The 17358-nt window shown below is 55.7% G+C and carries 12 protein-coding genes and 1 pseudogene; 3 read left to right on the top strand and 10 right to left on the bottom strand.

What is annotated here, in order from left to right; all coding sequences use genetic code 11:
- Window positions 1-74: 74 nt before the first annotated feature.
- Window positions 75-374 (bottom strand): STAS domain-containing protein, encoded by a 300-nt coding sequence (locus HNQ59_RS01950; protein ID WP_184034494.1) that lies wholly within the window; start codon window positions 372-374, stop codon window positions 75-77.
- Window positions 375-825: 451 nt separating this feature from the next.
- On the opposite strand from HNQ59_RS01950, the gene HNQ59_RS01945 reads away from it, so the two are divergent.
- Window positions 826-2403, top strand: a complete 1578-nt coding sequence (locus tag HNQ59_RS01945) for an AmpG family muropeptide MFS transporter (protein WP_184034775.1) — start codon at window positions 826-828, stop codon at window positions 2401-2403.
- Window positions 2404-2472: 69 nt separating this feature from the next.
- Window positions 2473-3236 (top strand): annotated as a pseudogene (locus tag HNQ59_RS01940) (transposase).
- 142 nt (window positions 3237-3378) lie between these two features.
- On the opposite strand, the gene fba reads toward HNQ59_RS01940, so the two are convergent.
- The 6 genes from fba to tkt form a co-directional block, all read right to left on the bottom strand.
- Complete coding sequence (fba, locus tag HNQ59_RS01935; RefSeq protein ID WP_184034491.1) at window positions 3379-4443, bottom strand: class II fructose-bisphosphate aldolase; 1065 nt, start codon at window positions 4441-4443, stop codon at window positions 3379-3381.
- Between the two features lie 112 nt (window positions 4444-4555).
- Window positions 4556-5416 (bottom strand): DUF4349 domain-containing protein, encoded by an 861-nt coding sequence (locus HNQ59_RS01930; protein ID WP_184034488.1) that lies wholly within the window; start codon window positions 5414-5416, stop codon window positions 4556-4558.
- 3 nt (window positions 5417-5419) lie between these two features.
- Window positions 5420-6601 carry a phosphoglycerate kinase gene (locus HNQ59_RS01925; RefSeq protein ID WP_184034485.1) on the bottom strand — a complete coding sequence of 394 codons (1182 nt, stop codon included), beginning with the start codon at window positions 6599-6601 and terminating at the stop codon, window positions 5420-5422.
- Between the two features lie 23 nt (window positions 6602-6624).
- Window positions 6625-7026: an ACT domain-containing protein gene (locus HNQ59_RS01920; RefSeq protein ID WP_184034482.1), complete on the bottom strand. Its 402-nt coding sequence runs from the start codon at window positions 7024-7026 to the stop codon at window positions 6625-6627.
- Between the two features lie 134 nt (window positions 7027-7160).
- Window positions 7161-8180, bottom strand: coding sequence for a type I glyceraldehyde-3-phosphate dehydrogenase (gene gap, locus HNQ59_RS01915; protein ID WP_184034481.1), 1020 nt, complete (start codon window positions 8178-8180; stop codon window positions 7161-7163).
- Window positions 8181-8289: 109 nt separating this feature from the next.
- Window positions 8290-10284, bottom strand: coding sequence for a transketolase (gene tkt / locus HNQ59_RS01910; RefSeq protein ID WP_184034480.1), 1995 nt, complete (start codon window positions 10282-10284; stop codon window positions 8290-8292).
- 478 nt (window positions 10285-10762) lie between these two features.
- Here tkt and HNQ59_RS01905 point away from each other — a divergent pair, with 478 nt between their 5' ends.
- Window positions 10763-11515 (top strand): BPSS1780 family membrane protein, encoded by a 753-nt coding sequence (locus HNQ59_RS01905; protein ID WP_184034479.1) that lies wholly within the window; start codon window positions 10763-10765, stop codon window positions 11513-11515.
- A 17-nt stretch (window positions 11516-11532) separates the two neighbouring features.
- Here the strand turns inward: HNQ59_RS01905 and HNQ59_RS01900 are convergent, their stop codons facing one another.
- The 3 genes from HNQ59_RS01900 to HNQ59_RS01890 all read right to left on the bottom strand — a co-directional run bounded on the left by HNQ59_RS01900 (window position 11533) and on the right by HNQ59_RS01890 (window position 17343).
- Window positions 11533-13275: a tetratricopeptide repeat protein gene (locus HNQ59_RS01900; protein WP_184034478.1), complete on the bottom strand. Its 1743-nt coding sequence runs from the start codon at window positions 13273-13275 to the stop codon at window positions 11533-11535.
- Between the two features lie 297 nt (window positions 13276-13572).
- Window positions 13573-14505, bottom strand: a complete 933-nt coding sequence (locus HNQ59_RS01895; protein WP_184034477.1) for a hypothetical protein — start codon at window positions 14503-14505, stop codon at window positions 13573-13575.
- A 678-nt stretch (window positions 14506-15183) separates the two neighbouring features.
- Complete coding sequence (locus HNQ59_RS01890; RefSeq protein WP_184034476.1) at window positions 15184-17343, bottom strand: UvrD-helicase domain-containing protein; 2160 nt, start codon at window positions 17341-17343, stop codon at window positions 15184-15186.
- Window positions 17344-17358: the final 15 nt, after the last annotated feature.

Raw genomic sequence — 17358 nt, 5'->3', positions numbered from 1 at the left:
CCATTCAGTCATGGCCGATCTGCGCACCTTGTCGCCAAGGGGGCCGGGCCAGGCGCCTCCATCAGAAGCCCTCGCTATCGCATTGTGAACAGATGGTGGAAATTGGCGACCTCCAGCACTTGTTTGACTGTGCCTTGGGCATTGGACAAGACCACTGGCTTGTTGTCCATCCGTTCACGTAGTAGCAACAACATCCCCAGGGCCGAGCTGTCCAGATATTCAACCTGCCCCAGATCGATCTCCAACTCGGAAAAATCACCGCTCTCCAGCAGGGGCGTATATTGGTTCTTGAATTCTCGATAGGCGTCAAAGGTGAAATAACCTGCCAAGATCAGCTTCATCTTTCTGTCACTGCGTTCAGTTCGGATTTGCATGGTGTCTCCAATTGTCAGTATGGTTGGCAAGCCTTTTGATTATAGACAGCCTGCATGGCCAAGCACCCCTGGGTGTGGGGCCATCATGTGATTGGACGTGGCTGGCCACTGTGATGGTATCGATTTCTGCTGGTAGATCAAGCGCATCCGCGCATGATCACATCTACCCAGCGCCACCGCACCAGGCCTTCATCGAAACGATTTCATCGTTTGTGCCAACTGACCATATCAGCCCGATCTCCGGAACCAAGTACCCGATGCGATGCTCTACCTCAACGCCAGGCAATGCAGTGTTACCTGGGTTCTGTTGATCGTGTTTCATGGCCCGCTCAGACATCATGTCGAACAGCTGGATACGCTCTGCCACGCTGGGTTACGATTCCGTGAGATAACCCAGTATGCTCAATCCAGCTATGCCATTCCTTTCCACCCAATCCTGTTTGAATTCATGATGAATGCTCCCCGCCTTGCCGCTTTCCATCGTATGTCCATCATTTTTCTGCTGGGATTCGCATCGGGCCTGCCGATAGCGTTGACTGGGCAGGCCATGCAGGCCTGGCTCACCCTCGATGGCATCGATATCGCCACCATCGGCTTTTTGAGCCTGGTGGGCTTACCGTATACCTTCAAGTTTCTGTGGGCGCCGCTCATGGATCGTTTCGAGCCTCCTTTTCTGGGTAGACGGAGAGGGTGGCTGGTACTGACCCAGCTGGCCCTTGCCGGTACATTGGCATGGATGGCGGCCAATCCGCCCAAAGCCGATACCACTTTGTTTGCGCTGATCGCACTGGGGGTGGCCTTTCTCTCCGCATCGCAGGATGTGGTGATCGATGCCTATCGAACCGATGTGCTGAAACCCAATGAGCGGGGCCTGGGCTCATCGTTGTCGGTGTTTGGTTATCGCTTGGCCATGATCTTGTCAGGTGGTATCTCGCTGATCTGGGTCGATAGCGCACAAGGTTTCGGCTGGAGTTGGCCACAGGTATACAGCCTGATGTCTGGCATCATGATGGCCGCTGCTGTGGTGTCTTTACTGGCTTTGCCATCTGTTCCGACTACCGCCACGCCACCTCGCACTGTTGCAAGAAATGATGTCGTGGGGTTCCTGGCAGTGCTCATGGCCGTGGTATTTGGCTATCAGCTGACCAACTGGCTGGGCAGCCCGTTAGCCAAGCAGCTTGTTTCGCTGCTTGTCACGCCAGACCCCATCACCCATGCCTTACCTGTCCACGCACAGAAATGGGCGGATCTGATCAGCTTGCTGTTCGGCATCATGATCACCTTGCCATTGGCCTGGAGTGCCGCCAGAGTCGCACGCTTTGAAACGCTCAATCAATCACTGTCCAGCTATTTCAGCCAGCAAGGGGCGACAGCCTTTCTAATATTCATCATCCTCTACAAACTGGGTGACGCATTTGCCGGTGCGCTCACCACGCCGTTCCTGATCAAGGGCATGGGTTTTTCAACGGCTGAGGTCGGCGTGGTGAACAAAGTCATCGGCATCTGGCTGACCATCATCGGCGCGTTGGTAGGGGGAGTATTGATGGCATGGCTGGGTTTGTTCCGGTCGCTGCTGTACTTTGGCATCCTGCAACTGGTATCGAACGTAGGCTTTTATCTGGTGGCCTTGCTAGGTAAAGGGGCGTGGGGCAGCTTCGAGCTACCACCCTTCGATTGGGTGATCGTCTCGCTGAAGCACGCGTCTGAGGTCGATTATCTGCTGCTGTCAGCCGTGGCATTCGAAAATGTGGCGAGCGGGATGGGCACCAGCGCTTTTGTGGCATTCCTGATGGCGTTGTGCAACCAGCGTTTCACGGCAACCCAATATGCCTTGTTATCTGCCTTTGCTGCGGTTGGCAGGGTGTGGGTGGGCCCACTGGCCGGAGTGTTGTCTGAATCGATCGGCTGGCCCAATTTCTTTATCCTGTCGATTCTGCTGGCGGTGCCGGGGATAGTGATCTTGGTCTGGCTCAAACAAGAGGTGAGCCGGCTGGATACCCCGGCGGTCGATCCCTTGGCGGATGACTAGCAGCCAGCCAAATTATTGATTCAGCCCTCAGAAGTTTGAATTTTTCTGTCAAGGCGTGGTCTATTGTGCATGGATAAAGAAGACGCTCGTCAACAATCACTGGAACAGCTGCACGAACGGCGCAAGCAAGTCGTGCGTCTGCATAAAAGCGACCTTGGCATCATACAGATCGTCGAACTGTCAGGGCTCAGCTATCCGACCGTACGCAACACCATCAAGCTGTTCGAGGCAGGCGGCTGGCCAGCCATCAAACCTGCGGCACGCGGCCACCAGCACGGTGAAGGCTGACGGCTCAGCGCCGATCAGGAAGCCGCCATTGGGCGCATCATTCGCGACAGTCGCCCCGAGCAGTTGAAGATGGATTTCTATCTGTGGAGCCGCGCCGCTGTCAGGGAGCTGATCCGGCGCGAATACGGGATCGAACTGGGCGTGTGCACCGTCACCCATCAGGGCAAGATGCGCTGGATGATTATTGACAAGGCATTCAATGCGGATCGGCTGATTGAATTTCTGGCGTCCCTGATCAAGGAGACCGAGCGCAAGGTATTCCTGATTTGGGACAATCTGCGTGTGCACCACAGCAAACCGGTCAAAGCATGGCTGGCAGAACGTACCGCGCAAATAGAGGTGTTCTACCTGTCAAGTTACAGTCCAGAACTGAACCTGGAAGAGCGGTTAAACGCCGATCTCAAACAGGCCATGGAAGCGCGCACCGATACGTATCAAAGCAAAATTGCGCGAAGCACAATGAACACATGACGCAGCTGGAGCAATCCCCGGAGCGCGTCCGAGCCTATTTTCAGGACCCGGTAGTCAAGTATGCGGCGGGTTAAAACATCAAGGGGCCGGATCAATAATGCCCATCAGCTTGGTTTGACTGATAAGTACGCCTACCCACAGTGATGCTTTTTCTGTCATTAAAGAACAAACCCGGTCGTGCCGGGTTTGTTCTTTTCATACGCTACCCAACAAGACTTACTTGACGATCTGCGCCAGCTCGCCTTTGGCGTAACGGTCGGCCATCTTTTCCAGGTTGATGGCTTTGATCTTGGAGGCTTGCCCCGCCGCACCGAAAGCCTGATAGCGATCGATACAGATATCGCGCATGGCGGTGATGGTTTCCTTCAGGTATTTACGTGGGTCGAATTCGCTCTTGTTCTGCGCGAGGAAGCGACGCACTGCACCGGTGGAGGCCAGGCGCAGGTCGGTGTCGATGTTGACCTTACGCACGCCGTGTTTGATGCCTTCGACGATTTCTTCAACCGGCACGCCGTAGGTTTCCGGCATGTCGCCGCCGAATTCGTTGATCACCTTCAACCACTCTTGGGGCACGCTGCTGGAGCCGTGCATGACCAAGTGGGTGTTGGGGATGCGGGCGTGGATCTCTTTGATGCGGCTGATAGCCAGGATGTCGCCGGTGGGGGGGCGGGTGAATTTGTAGGCACCATGGCTGGTGCCGATGGCGATTGCCAGGGCGTCAACACCGGTGTCTTTCACGAAGCGGGCGGCTTCTTCCGGGTCGGTCAGCAGTTGGCTGTGATCCAGTGTGCCCTCGGCGCCGATACCGTCTTCCTCGCCAGCCATACCGGTCTCCAGGCTGCCCAGGCAGCCGATCTCACCTTCGACCGATACACCGCAGGCGTGCGCCATATCGACCACGCGCCTGGTGACGGCGACGTTGTAATCGTAGTCGGTGGGGGTTTTGCCATCTTCACCCAAGGAGCCGTCCATCATCACTGAGCTGAAGCCCAGCTGGATGGAGCGCTGGCAGACTGCCGGACTGGTGCCATGGTCTTGGTGCATGACGACCGGGATATGGGGAAACTCTTCGACCGCTGCCAGAATCAGGTGGCGCAGGAAGGGGGCACCGGCGTATTTGCGCGCGCCAGCAGAGGCCTGCACGATCACTGGGGCATCGACTTTGTCTGCGGCCTCCATGATGGCGCGCATCTGTTCCAGGTTGTTGACGTTGAAGGCTGGCAGACCATAGCTGTATTCAGCTGCATGATCCAGCAGCTGGCGCATCGAGACGAGTGCCATTGTTTTTCTCCTGTTCGTTACTAAATTGTCATCCCTCGCCGTAGCCTTGTGCTACGGGGCGGGCGGGGTGCCCGCCTGGTATTTTCTTGACCTTCAGCTCAGTGGCTGCTGTCTATTGTTGACGTGCACGACGTCTGCGGCGCCACCACCAGATGATGGGGGCAGCCACCAGTAACCAGGGGATGGCTGATGTGATGAAATGGATCACATCGGCCAAGCCATTGGTCAAATTGTAACCCGAGCGGCGCCACGCGTTGCGTAGCGGCTCCCAGATGCCCCGCTCTGCAACGGTGCGGATCGGCTCAAAATTAATGTTGATGGCCACTTTTTCAGTTTCGTTGGCCAGCGCTTTCCGCATGCCGGTAATGCGATCGATCTCGGCTTGGGTATCGGCCAGCTCTTTGTGCACCGCCAATACATCAGCCAGCTTGCCGTCCTTGCTGGCGATCATCTGCCGCAGTCGGTCGCGAAGCTCGATGTAGTTCTTCAGGCGGGCTTCAACATCGACCACTGCATCGGTTTTGTCCTCTGTTGTGGTCTGCTGGGAGAGAATCTCGCCACCTTGTTTCAGCACGTCAAAGAATGCGTTCACCTGCTTGGGCGGCAAGCGCAATGAGAGCGATGCGCTGGGCAGGTGATCCTGCTGATTTCGCTGCAGGCTGGCGTCGAGAATCTCGCACCCCAATGACAGGCACTTTGCTTGTGCGGTTTGCCAGTTTTTCTCAACTTGATCCGCCTCACTTTCCAACGTCAGGAAATGATGAACCGCTAGATAGCGCTGGGGTGTTGCCTCTGGGCCTGCGGACGCCCCTTGCTTGGAAGAGGCGTCGAGCTGGGCGCTGCCTGCTGCGGGCAGGCCATCTGCTGCTTCCGCTGCCGGGGCAGGGGCCGACATGGGTTCGGCTTCCTTTTTGCCGCAAGCCGTCAACAGCGCGAGGCTGATCAAGAGACTGCAACTGAGCAGGCGTATCATGGCTTATCCGTTGGCGCGTTGTGCCAGAATCTCGACTGCCGGCAGGGTCTTGCCTTCGAGGAATTCTAGGAAGGCGCCGCCACCAGTTGAAATGTAGCTGATCTGCTCGGTAATGCCATACTTGGCAATTGCCGCCAGGGTATCGCCACCACCGGCAATCGAGAAGGCTTTGCTGCTGGCAATGGCCTTGGCCAGCGTCAGGGTGCCTTGGCCGAATTGATCGAATTCGAACACGCCCACTGGGCCGTTCCACACCACAGTACCGGCTTGGGCGACGATATCAGCCAGCTGTTGGGCGGATTGGGCGCCAATGTCCAGAATCATGTCGTCAGCGGTCACCTCCGCCAGTGCCTTGGGTGTGGCGGTGGCGGTTTCGGTGAATTCGGTAGCGCAGATGACATCGGTGGGCAGCGGTACATCCCCACCTCGGGCGCGCAGCTTGGCGATGACAGCACGCGCGGCATCGACCAGATCGGGCTCGGCCAGCGATTTGCCGATTTGCTTGCCCTCGGCCAGCAAGAAGGTATTGGCAATGCCGCCGCCTACGATCAATTGATCGACTTTGTCAGCCAGCGCTTCGAGGATGGTCAGCTTGGTCGAGACTTTCGACCCTGCCACAATCGCCACCAGGGGGCGGGCGGGCTGTGCCAAGGCGCGGCCCAGGGCATCCAGCTCGGCAGCCATCAAAATGCCAGCGCACGCCACGGGAGCGAATTTGGCCACGGCGTAAGTAGAGGCCTCGGCACGATGCGAGGTGCCAAATGCGTCGTGTACGAATACATCGCATAGCTTGGCGTAGGCTTGGCCCAATTCATCTTTGTTCTTCTTTTCGCCCACATTGCAGCGGACATTTTCCAACATCGCCACCTCACCAGCTTTGAGCGACAGCCCCTGGCTCTGCCAGTCGGCCACCACCGGCACGGTCTTGCCCAATAGCTCCGACAGGCGCGCTGCCACAGGCTTCAGAGTATCTTCTTCGGTCAGTTCGCCTTCGGTCGGTCGGCCCAGGTGGGTCATCAGAATCACGCTGGCGCCTGCCTTCAGGCAATGTTCGATCGATGGCAGGGAGGCACGGATACGGGTGTCATCACCGATCACGCCTGCTTTCACAGGGACATTCATGTCCACACGGATCAGGACTTTTTTATTGGCGAGGTCGAGGTCGGTCAGTTTACGGAAATGCATATTCAGGCTCCAGAATTCAGGGTTCAAGTCAAAGCCGTGGGGGTAGGGGCTGATTCTATGCGATAACCCGCTTGTTGTAGCGAATTCATCGCGGCCTCCATGTGCTCGGCCTTGATGAGCAGGATATCGGTGTCAAATGTCGAGATGGCGAAAATGGAAATACCCGCCTGGGCCAAGGTGCCGGATAGCCCAGCCAGAATGCCGGTCAGTGAAAAATCCAGCGGGCCGACTACGGCCAATGCCTGCCAACCGTCTGATCGATGGGTCGAGGGCAGGGTGATGTAGCTTGGGATCACCAGGGACAACTCCTCGTCAGTACGGGTGATCGAAAACCAGGAGGCAGAAAAGGCTGCGGCTGGAATGGCGCTATCAACAGGCCAGCGGTGTATGGCAAATGTGTCGTTCAGGCGTCTTAAGGTGAGCATCTGAACCTGCGGTCCCAGACTATGAAGATGTCGTATTTTACGCCGAGGCGGGGGGATGTCCTAATCCACACTGGCGTATGCATGAAAACAACGGGAGCCGGTCGTCCGGGCTCCCGTTGTGTCAGTGCGTGGAATTACTTGGCTTCCATCATTGCTTTTACGGTACGCAGCATCTGGCAGGAGAAGCCCCACTCGTTGTCATACCACGACGAGACCTTTACCAGATTGCCATCCATCACCTTGGTCAGCGTCGAATCGAAAATCGAAGCTTCGCTGGTGTGGTTGAAGTCGATCGACACCAGTGGCAGGTCGTTATAGCCCAGAATGTCTTTCAGATAGGTGTCGGATGCGTCTTTCAGAATGGCATTGACTTCGTCTTTGGTGGTGCTGCGTGCGGCAACAAAGCTCAGGTCAACCATCGACACATTGATGGTGGGCACCCGTAGTGCATAACCATCGAGTTTGCCATTCAGCTCCGGCAAAACCAGGCCGACAGCAGAGGCCGCACCGGTCTTGGTGGGGATGATGGATTGCGTGGCGGAGCGGGCGCGGCGCAGGTCTTTATGGCGTACATCAGTCAAGACCTGATCGTTGGTATAGGCATGCACAGTGGTCATCAGGCCTTTCACCACGCCCAGCTTGTTGTGAAGCGGCTGAACCAGCGGCGCCAAGCAGTTGGTGGTGCAAGAGGCATTGGAAACGACGGTCATGTCGCTCTTCAGCAGGTGATGATTGACGCCATAGACGATGGTGGCATCCACGTCCTTGTCACCAGGCGCTGAAATCAGCACCTTTTTCGCACCGGCCTCGATATGGGGCAGGCACTTGGCCTTGCTGGTGAATGAGCCGGTGCATTCCAAGACCACGTCGATCCCCAGATCACGCCAGGGCAGTTCTGCTGGATTGCGGGTTGAGAAGAATTTGACGTTGGCGTCGTTGATACGTAACCAGCCGCCATCCACATCGGCTTTCACATCGGCGTTGAAACGCCCGTGTACCGTGTCAAAGCGCGTCAAGTGGGCATTGGTGGCCAGATCGCCAGAGGCGTTGACCGCTACCACCTTGAATTCGTTGGTCTTGTTCAGCTCGTAAATCGCGCGCAGCACGTTGCGGCCAATACGTCCGTAGCCGTTGATTGCGATGCGGATAGCCATGTTGGTTCAATCTCCTGAAACAAAAAATACAAAAACTGAGGTCGATTATTGTTGTTATCCGGGCCTGGCCAACCCGGATGACCGGATTGACCAGATTGTCCGCTTGGTGTTATTTGCCGATGACCGTCTGTGCGGTTTTCACGACATGTTCTACTGTCAGACCAAAGTGCTTGAACAGTGCGCCAGCCGGAGCTGACTCACCGAAGGTGTCGATACCGACCACACCGCCTTCCAGTCCGACATACTTGCGCCAGTAGTCGGTGACGCCTGCTTCGATGGCAACACGAGGTGTGCCAACGGGTAAGACTGCCTTGCGGTATTCAGCATCTTGTTGATCAAAGATGAAGGTTGAGGGCATCGACACAACACGCGCCGCAATCTGCTGATTGGCAAGTTCGGCTTGTGCCTTCAACGCCAGCTCGACTTCCGACCCGGTGGCGATCAGCACCACATCCGGCTGCGCTTTGAATGACTCACGCAAGACATAGCCACCCCGGCGGATATTGCTCAGGGTGCTGGTTTCGCGCGGCACATGGGGCAGGTTCTGGCGGCTGAAGATCAGGCAGCTTGGGCCGCCATTGCGCTCGATGGCCATGGCCCAGGCCACGGCGGATTCGACTGCATCGGCAGGGCGCCATACATCCATGTTGGGAATCAGGCGCAGGGTGGCTGTCTGCTCGACGGGCTGATGGGTGGGGCCGTCTTCGCCCAGGCCGATCGAATCATGAGTAAAGACAAAGATCGGATTGATTTTCATCAGCGCGGCCATGCGCAGGGCGTTCCGTGCGTATTCGCTGAACATCAGGAAAGTCGCGCCATAGGGGCGTACACCACCATGCAGCGTCAAGCCATTCATGATGGCAGCCATGCCAAATTCGCGCACGCCGTAGTACAGGTAATTACCACCGTTCTCTTTTGCCACCCCTTTGGCACCAGACCAAAGCGTCAGGTTGGAGCCGGCCAAATCGGCAGAGCCACCGAGTAACTCTGGCAGCTTGGGGGCAAAGGCAGAAATGGCATTTTGTGATGCCTTGCGGGTGGCGATGGTTTCCGCCTTGGCATCCACGGCTGCAATGGTCGATTGTGCATGAGCTGCCCAATCAGCTGGCAACTCGCCCGCCATGCGGCGCAGGAATTCCTTGGCCAGCTCGGGGTGAGCCTGTTGGTAATCGGAAAACAGACTGTTCCAGCGAGCCTCTTGTGCCGCGCCACGGGCCTTGGCATCCCAGCCTTGGTAGACCGCGTGCGGCACGTGGAATGGCTCATGCTCCCACCCCAGGTTGGCGCGGGTGGCGGCAATTTCGGCATCGCCCAGGGGCGCGCCATGGCAGGATTCCGTGCCGGCTTTATTGGGTGAGCCCTGGCCAATGATCGTTTTGCAGCAGATCAGAACAGGTTTGTCACTTTGTTTGGCGTCTGCAATAGCGGCGTCCAAGGCTGCAAAATCGTGGCCATCGACATTGGGAATCACCTTCCAGCCATAGGATTCAAAGCGTTTCGGGGTGTCGTCGGTGAACCAGCCTTCTACTTCGCCGTCAATTGAGATACCGTTGTCGTCGTAGAAGCAGATCAGTTTATTCAGCCCCAGGGTGCCGGCCAGCGAGCAGGCTTCATGTGAGATGCCTTCCATCATGCAGCCATCGCCCAGGAAGACATAGGTGTGGTGGTTGACGATGTCGAAGCCTGGTCGGTTGAACTCTGCCGCGAGCACTTTTTCGGCAATGGCCATGCCGACTGCGTTGGCAATGCCCTGGCCCAATGGGCCGGTGGTGGTTTCGATCCCTGGCGCATAGCCGTATTCGGGGTGGCCGGGGGTCTTGCTGTGCAATTGGCGGAACTGTTTGAGGTCGTCGATCGACAAGTCGTAGCCAGTCAAGTGCAGCAGTGCATACAACAACATGGAGCCATGGCCGTTCGACAGTACGAAGCGGTCGCGATCAGCCCAGCCAGGGTTGGCTGGATTGTGCCGTAGTTGGTGGTTCCAGAGTGATTCTGCAATATCGGCCATGCCCATGGGCATGCCAGGGTGGCCTGAATTGGCTTTCTGAACGGCATCTACTGCCAGGAGTCGGATAGCATCGGCAAGTTGCTTGCGAGTCGCCATGTAGATCGGTTTCCTCGTGATACCCATAGGCAGTTTCGACTCCCCCACGGCCAGGGTACGGGCTTTTGGTGGAAGGCTGTCTGCGTGGGTGGGGGCATCCAATTACACACAGCCGACCGTAAAAATCCCGCGATTATCGCCTTTTCAGCGTTTTCGGGCAAGATTGTCGAAAAAAAACATCGAGTTATGGCTTTAATTTTCGTTGTAAAACTACAAGGCGAGTCATTTGCGTGGATTCGTCAGTAAGCATCTGTTTTCATGGTGTGACGCCACCTGAAAACGGTGTGTTCAACTGTTGATTTGGTAGCACGAGTTTCACCGACACCGGGTGTCGATGAGGCGGTAAAAAGACCGCCGTGGTGGCGACTGGCTTGTATCCGGCCTGGTCGGCGGTGCTGGGCGTTGTCATGCCGGAACGATTGAAAAAAATGTACAGCTCTCCTACCATCCTTCAATATACAAATGAATGGACTATGTCATGGCCACTTTTGAGCATGGAACCAGCCTACCAGCCTATCGTATTGTGAGTGCCAATCATGGGTGGCTCTGGCTGACCCGTTCTTTTCAACTTTTCAAACCTCAGCCTGGGCTGTGGATTGTATTCACATTGATCTTCTTCATCATTCATGCCATGGTCACCAGCGTGCCCTATATAGGTGCGCTGGGCAATATACTCAGCCCGATCCTGTTTTCGGGCATTGTTGCGGGCTGCTTGGCCATCGAGCGCAATGAAGAGCTGGAGTTGGGTTACCTGTTTGCAGGCTTTCGCCAACGCACTGAGCAATTGGCGGTGATTGGTGTGGCAGCGGTAATTGGTACGTTGGTGGTCACCTTGGTTGCCTTTGCGCCGGCGCTGTTGGTTGGCGGGACTCAGCTGTTTGCCAATGTGGTGGCAGGCGATATGTCATCGATGCACAATCTGGGGGTATTTGGCGGGCTGATCGTCATTGCCTCCCTCTTCATCTTTGCGGCCTTGATGTTAGTGCTGAACATGACTTTATGGTTTGCGACTTGTTTGCATGTTTTGCGTGACGTGCCGCCAGTGGAGGCGCTTAAGATAGGCCTGGAGGCGACTTATCACAATCTGGCACCACTAGCGGTCTATGCCGTATTGGGTGCGTTGCTGACTATGCTTGCCATCATCCCGGTCGGTTTGGGTCTGTTGGTGATGTTCCCTTTGATGCTGATCAGTGGCTACACCACATTTCAGGATGTGTTTGCTACAGAATGAAGCAGGTGGCTTGGCGTTCAGCGTCCGCCACGTAGCTTGTCTGCGTGGCGGATCAGTGTTTGTTGATAGGTCTGCACCAAGCGCTGGTACTTACCATTCGACGGCTCTTGCTTACGGACTTTTTCCAGGTACTCCTTGGCCAGCTGCATGTAGCTGGCGTGCCAGCCTTGGGTGTTCACATAGGCAAGCAGCGCATTGATGCTGTTCAAGGTGACCTGGACGTTTGCCGGCATGTCGGTGACCGCTTGGATAAACAGCTGGACAGCGCCCTCCAGGTTGCCCGCCTTGGCCAGAGTGACCGCTTGGTTATTGATGCTGATGAGGTCGGCATTGGCTTCTTCGATCAATATCTGCCCTTTTTCTGTGCGCCCGATCGACTCGTAGAGCCCGCTGATACGGTTCAGAATATCGTTGTCTTCATTGCGGTTCTTCAGGACGCCACGAACCAATTGCTCGGCTTGGGCTTCGTCCCCTGCGCGATAGCAAGCTTCGGCCAGATCCAAGGTATAGCGTTCGGGGACTTCGCCCCCCAATAGTTGGAATTGCTTCTGAGCCAGCTCCAATGCGGTGTGTGCCGCATTCTTGTCACCAGCTTTCCCGCTCACCAGGCTTTCCATCACATAGGACACCATTACCGCATTGGGGTCTTTGGGGAAGTCTTTGCGGACCTCGCTGACAGTTTGTTGAGCGGCTTTGATATCGCCTTTGTCGAGTTGAACGCGACTCAGATCCGCATAATCACCGGGATCGCGCCAGAACGAATAACGCGCCAGCTGGATCGTCTGCTTCAATGCCTGCTCAGCGACGCCGTAGTCCTTATTGCGATGCGCCAGCGAACCAAGCTGTTTCTGACGCTGCACGATGGTGGGAGAGATCCGCACTGCGTTTTGCAGCACATGTTGGGCGCGCTCGAATTCGCCCTGTGCGGCCAGGATCTTGGATAGCCAGTCGTAGGCCTCCATGACCTGGCCGTTCTCTTCGAGCACCTCGTTGAACAGCTGCTCGGCCAGGGCGTAATGCTTCAGATGGAATTCCGACTTGCCCAGCCCCATCTTGGCCCAGGCCAATGGTTTGACCAACAGCACCTGTTTGTAGGTCTGCCGCGCGGCTTCGTGATCGCCGATCTGTAGGCACATCCGACCTTTCAGCTTCATGAAATCGAGGGCGTATTGATGCTTGTTGCGAATGTGGCGGTTGCATTCCTCGATCGCACGCAGGTATTCGTGCCGGAGAATGAAATCATCGACACACTCGAATTCACGCTTTTTGCGGATAGCTCGATCCAGCCTGCGGATCAGCGCATCACCGGTAAAAGGCTTGAGCAGGTAGTCATCTGGCGCCTGTTCAACCGCGCCAATCACATTCTGCGCCCGGCGCTCGCCGGTGATAATCATGAAGACACAGGACTGTTTTGCCAGATTGCGCAGCTTGATCTCTTCGATCAGGTGCAGACCATCTGCCGGGTGTTCCAAGTCGTAATCGCACAGGATGATGTCGATATCCTGCTTCTGGATCTTGGCAAGGGCATCCCCCACGCGCGTGGCAAATTCGACCTTATTGGCACCGATTGCCGACAAGGTGAACGCCATTGACTGGCGCATCTCTGGCACATTATCAACCACCAGAAAGAGTTGCTGCGCATAATTGATCTGTTCGTGATGTGGGTCATCCATCTGTCGCGAGTTTTGCAGCGCGATGTCGGTCAGGGCATTGGGCAGGCGGTTCACGGCAGTGGGCAGTTGTGATAATGGCGATATCATTATTTTAGCTGATCACTGGCGTGAAGTCTGGCAACTGGTGGGCTGTGCTGGCACGCCTATCACATACCTCGCAACCTGTTATGTGAGATGCCATGCCTTTCCCTGTCTGCTTGAAAGGCTAAGTTGTATGTGCGAGCAAAGCGCAAAGCGCAAGGCGACAAGACGGGTTGTCAATGGATTCAGCCAATCAGTGTGGCTATCTCTGAAGATCGCGGCTGCTTTGCCTGAAAGAATATAAGGAGGAAAAAATGAAAGGGCGAGTATAAACTCACCCATTTTTTGTTTGATATCAGTATATTACAGCATCATCAATTTGTCGTGGATACATGCCCACCCACCAGGCTCACGAATGATCTGTAGTGAATTGTATTCCCCGCCCCCAAGTTTTCTTGGTGCAAATTTGGACAAATGCCGCCTGGTAAACAATTCCTGAATGATCTGTGTAGCTGGGCCTGTTCCACCGTTCAATTGTTTCAAACCACACAGCAGCACCTGTTCTTGGTGGGCGCGCCAATGTATCTCCATCGACAGTGCTCCGACGACATAAGGCAAACTATTTGCATATCCGATTTTGCCTATTCCAGCCAATCCGCCCAGTGCCGCTGACGCACCACTCAATCCTGTGGCAGCGGCGCCGCCAGCTTCCCCCAGACCTGCACCCACCGCCCCCAGAAATGAAGAGCCTAGTTGTATGCCGCGCATGCCTACCTTCATCGCTTTCAGTTTGATGACCAGAGCCAACCAGTCCGCAATGGTCTTGCTGGATCGATAGCGTTTGGCAATTGCATGCAGTTTCACCAGATGTGCGCCGGTGCTTGCCAATGCGCCGGTATGGTTGACCACCCCGGCAATATCAACAACCGATACAGCAGATAAAGCGGTGGAAGCGGTACCTACTGCCCCAGAAAAAACTTGCTTGTGTATACGGCTCTTCAGGTAATCCTTGGTACACGGCGATCCTCTGCCACCAAGGTCATTCATTACAAAATACAAATTGTCAACAGGATCTTCGTTTTTTCGACATAGTTTTACAATGGATTGAACAAGCTGGCATGCCCCTCCCCCGACACTGACGGTAGAAACACCGCCTAGCGCTGCATTGATTGCAGCTTGGGCTGCAAGGCCTGCATCGACGCTCGGCGCAACGGATTCAATTCCCGCAAGCACCCAATCATCAGGGCCATACCCGCCGACAATACCCTTCAACTGCTTTTTGCCTACGATTCCCACAAAAGTACTCCTTCCCATTCCACAACATATTTATGTCAATACCTGCAACATGCATGAGTTAAGGTAGGAAATGGTCGGAAAAGTTCCACAAATGGGGTCTGTAGTCATTTTTGTCAAATTCACTTGTCCCGGGTGACGAGATGGCTTGTGGACATTTCTCCCTACCTGCAGCCTGTGTTGTCTGGAGGGTCTGACCACCGAGCCTCTCCCCTCAAAGGCAAGCCGCTATGTGGATCATTTGCATTGGTTTGACAGAACCACCCTGCATCCAGAGGTTGTCAACAACCTAACCCCTATTGCTGAGCTGATCAGGTGCTCGCATGTTTCGCGCCGCAGAGGCGCTGAGCGTGTGCTTTCTTGGGGGGTAGCAAGTGTGCGAGTCATCAAATACTACCAAACCCGGCCCAGGTGCCTGCGAATCGGTGGTGTGGGTATGCGTGGCCGGTTTGGCGCATGCTTTGCGTTGCTCCCCGATCTGTGTGGCGGGCTCGGCTTGGGGGCAGCGTGTCGATGCAGACTATGAATGTGCGGCGTGCTGATCAATCTGCCGTGGTTCAGTCGGGAAAAACAAACTACTGGGACGCTACTAGCGACTGGGAGTCGGTGAGGGGAAAAACCAGTTATGTTGCATGGATGCTGGCATTTTTCAGCGATGCTGTCCCCTCACGTCGATGGGTTTCAGGAGGATGCGGTGAGCATGTCAACAGAACGAAGCGTCAACCACTTGATCCCATGGCTGCCACCAAAATTGACTTGCACATGGGCCCCGCCGCCACTGCCTTCGCAGTCGATAATGACGCCAACCCCGAATTTGGCATGGAGCACGCTTTGCCCAATGTGAAAGCCATGCTCTGCTTGTGCTGACCGGGTGGGGCGCGCAGATGAATTGCCGGCTGGCGCAAAACCGCCCATCTTGGGGGCAGGTTGTGCCTTGTTGAGCCAATGGAGCAGGTTGGCCGGGATTTCAATCAGAAAGCGGGAGCCCACGTTATATCGTGTCTGGCCATGCAGCATGCGGCTTTGCGACAGGGTCAGATACAGCTTTTGCCGGGCACGGGTGATGGCTACATACATCAGTCGCCGCTCTTCCTCCAGGCCTGCTGGATCGAGCGATGCATTTTCGTGCGGGAACAAACCTTCCTCCAGCCCGGTGATGAATACCGCATCGAATTCCAGCCCCTTGGCCGAGTGGACGGTCATCAGCTGCAGGGCGTCCGCGCCAGCATCTGCTTGATGATCACCCGCCTCCAACGAGGCATGCGCCAGAAACCCAGTCAGTGATCGGTCATCGGCTTCTGCCAGATAATTCATGGCTGCATTGATCAATTCATTCAAGTTGTCGAGGCGGTCCTGACCATCTTTTTCCGAGTGATAAAACGCCCGTAGCCCGCTCTGATCCAGCATCATGTCAACTTGTTCAGGCAAGGTCAGGCCCTCGCTACGACGCCGCATGTCCTCGATCAGATTCACGAACTGGGCCACCGCTGCACCACTGCGCCCACTACCGCCCCCTGAGCAGGCGGCCTGCCACAAAGACGCCCGAGACAGCCGCGCGTTGCTTTGGATGCTTTCAATGGTTCGCGCCCCGATCCCACGGGTCGGGAAATTGATCACACGTAGCAGCGCGCCATCATCGTCGTTGTTGGCAATCAACCGCAAATACGCCAGCGCATGTTTGATTTCCTGCCGTTCGAAAAAGCGTAGGCCACCATACACCCGATATGGGACGCCGGTTGAGAACAGTTGATGCTCGATGACGCGAGATTGGGCGTTGGATCGATACAGAATGGCCATGTTCTGCAGCGCTAGCCCTTCGCGATGCAGTTGCTTGACTTCTTCCACGAGAAAAGCCGCTTCATCGAGGTCGGTGCTGCCTTCGTAAACCCGTAATGGTTGTCCGCTGCCAGCTGATGTCCACAGATTCTTGCCCAGGCGGGTGCCATTGTGTTGGATGAGTGTGTTGGCTGCGTCCAGGATATTGCCGAATGAGCGGTAGTTCTGCTCCAGCTTGATGACATTCTTGACCTGATAATCGCGCTCGAAATCGAACATATTGCCGACTTGTGCACCGCGAAAGGCATAGATGGACTGGTCATCATCCCCCACCGCGAAAATGGCTGCCTGATCGCCTGCAATCAACTTCAGCCATAGGTATTGCAGCTTGTTGGTGTCTTGAAATTCATCCACCAGAATATGCTGGAAACGCTCGCGGTAGTGGTCGCGCAGCATTGCGTTGCGGGTCAGCAATTCAAAGCAGCGCAGCAATAGCTCTGCAAAATCGACGGCCCCTTCGCGTTGGCATTGCTCTTCATATGCCGCATACAGCTCGACCAGTCGCTTGGTGAAATCATCGTATGGCACCACCTGCGCCGCTCGCAGGCCAGCCTCTTTGTTGCCATTGATAAAGTGCTGCAATTGCTTGGCTGGATATTTCTCGTCATCGATATTGAGTGCCTTCAGCAAGCGCTTGATCAGGGATAGTTGATCCTGGCTGTCCATGATCTGAAATGCTTCCGGCAACCCTGCTTCGCGGTGGTGTGCACGCAACAACCGATTGCAGATGCCGTGGAATGTGCCGATCCACATTCCACGGGTATTGATCGGCAGCATTGCTGAAATACGGGTCAGCATCTCCTTTGCAGCCTTATTGGTGAACGTCACCGCCAAAATGCCCTGAGGGCTGACCTGCCCTGTTTGCAGTAACCACGCAATCCGCGTCGTCAACACCCGCGTCTTGCCACTCCCCGCCCCAGCCAGAATCAGCGCTGCTTGTTTAGGCAACGTCACAGCCGCCAATTGCTCGGGATTCAAGCCTTCCAATAGGGAACGAGAGGTCATGGTGTACAAAGATAC

The organism is Chitinivorax tropicus, from assembly GCF_014202905.1.
GTDB lineage: Bacteria > Pseudomonadota > Gammaproteobacteria > Burkholderiales > SCOH01 > Chitinivorax > Chitinivorax tropicus.
The sequence above is the reverse complement of the archived record's forward strand: the minus strand, read 5'-3'. Positions and strand labels throughout refer to the sequence as shown.

Coding starts and splice junctions, on each gene's coding strand:
- HNQ59_RS01950 (WP_184034494.1), bottom strand. CDS start 374: ATGCAAATCCGAACTGAACGCAGTGACAGAAAGATGAAGCTGATCTTG.
- HNQ59_RS01945 (WP_184034775.1), top strand. CDS start 826: ATGAATGCTCCCCGCCTTGCCGCTTTCCATCGTATGTCCATCATTTTT.
- fba (WP_184034491.1), bottom strand. CDS start 4,443: ATGGCACTCGTCTCGATGCGCCAGCTGCTGGATCATGCAGCTGAATAC.
- HNQ59_RS01930 (WP_184034488.1), bottom strand. CDS start 5,416: ATGATACGCCTGCTCAGTTGCAGTCTCTTGATCAGCCTCGCGCTGTTG.
- HNQ59_RS01925 (WP_184034485.1), bottom strand. CDS start 6,601: ATGCATTTCCGTAAACTGACCGACCTCGACCTCGCCAATAAAAAAGTC.
- HNQ59_RS01920 (WP_184034482.1), bottom strand. CDS start 7,026: ATGCTCACCTTAAGACGCCTGAACGACACATTTGCCATACACCGCTGG.
- gap (WP_184034481.1), bottom strand. CDS start 8,180: ATGGCTATCCGCATCGCAATCAACGGCTACGGACGTATTGGCCGCAAC.
- tkt (WP_184034480.1), bottom strand. CDS start 10,284: ATGGCGACTCGCAAGCAACTTGCCGATGCTATCCGACTCCTGGCAGTA.
- HNQ59_RS01905 (WP_184034479.1), top strand. CDS start 10,763: ATGGCCACTTTTGAGCATGGAACCAGCCTACCAGCCTATCGTATTGTG.
- HNQ59_RS01900 (WP_184034478.1), bottom strand. CDS start 13,275: ATGATATCGCCATTATCACAACTGCCCACTGCCGTGAACCGCCTGCCC.
- HNQ59_RS01890 (WP_184034476.1), bottom strand. CDS start 17,343: ATGACCTCTCGTTCCCTATTGGAAGGCTTGAATCCCGAGCAATTGGCG.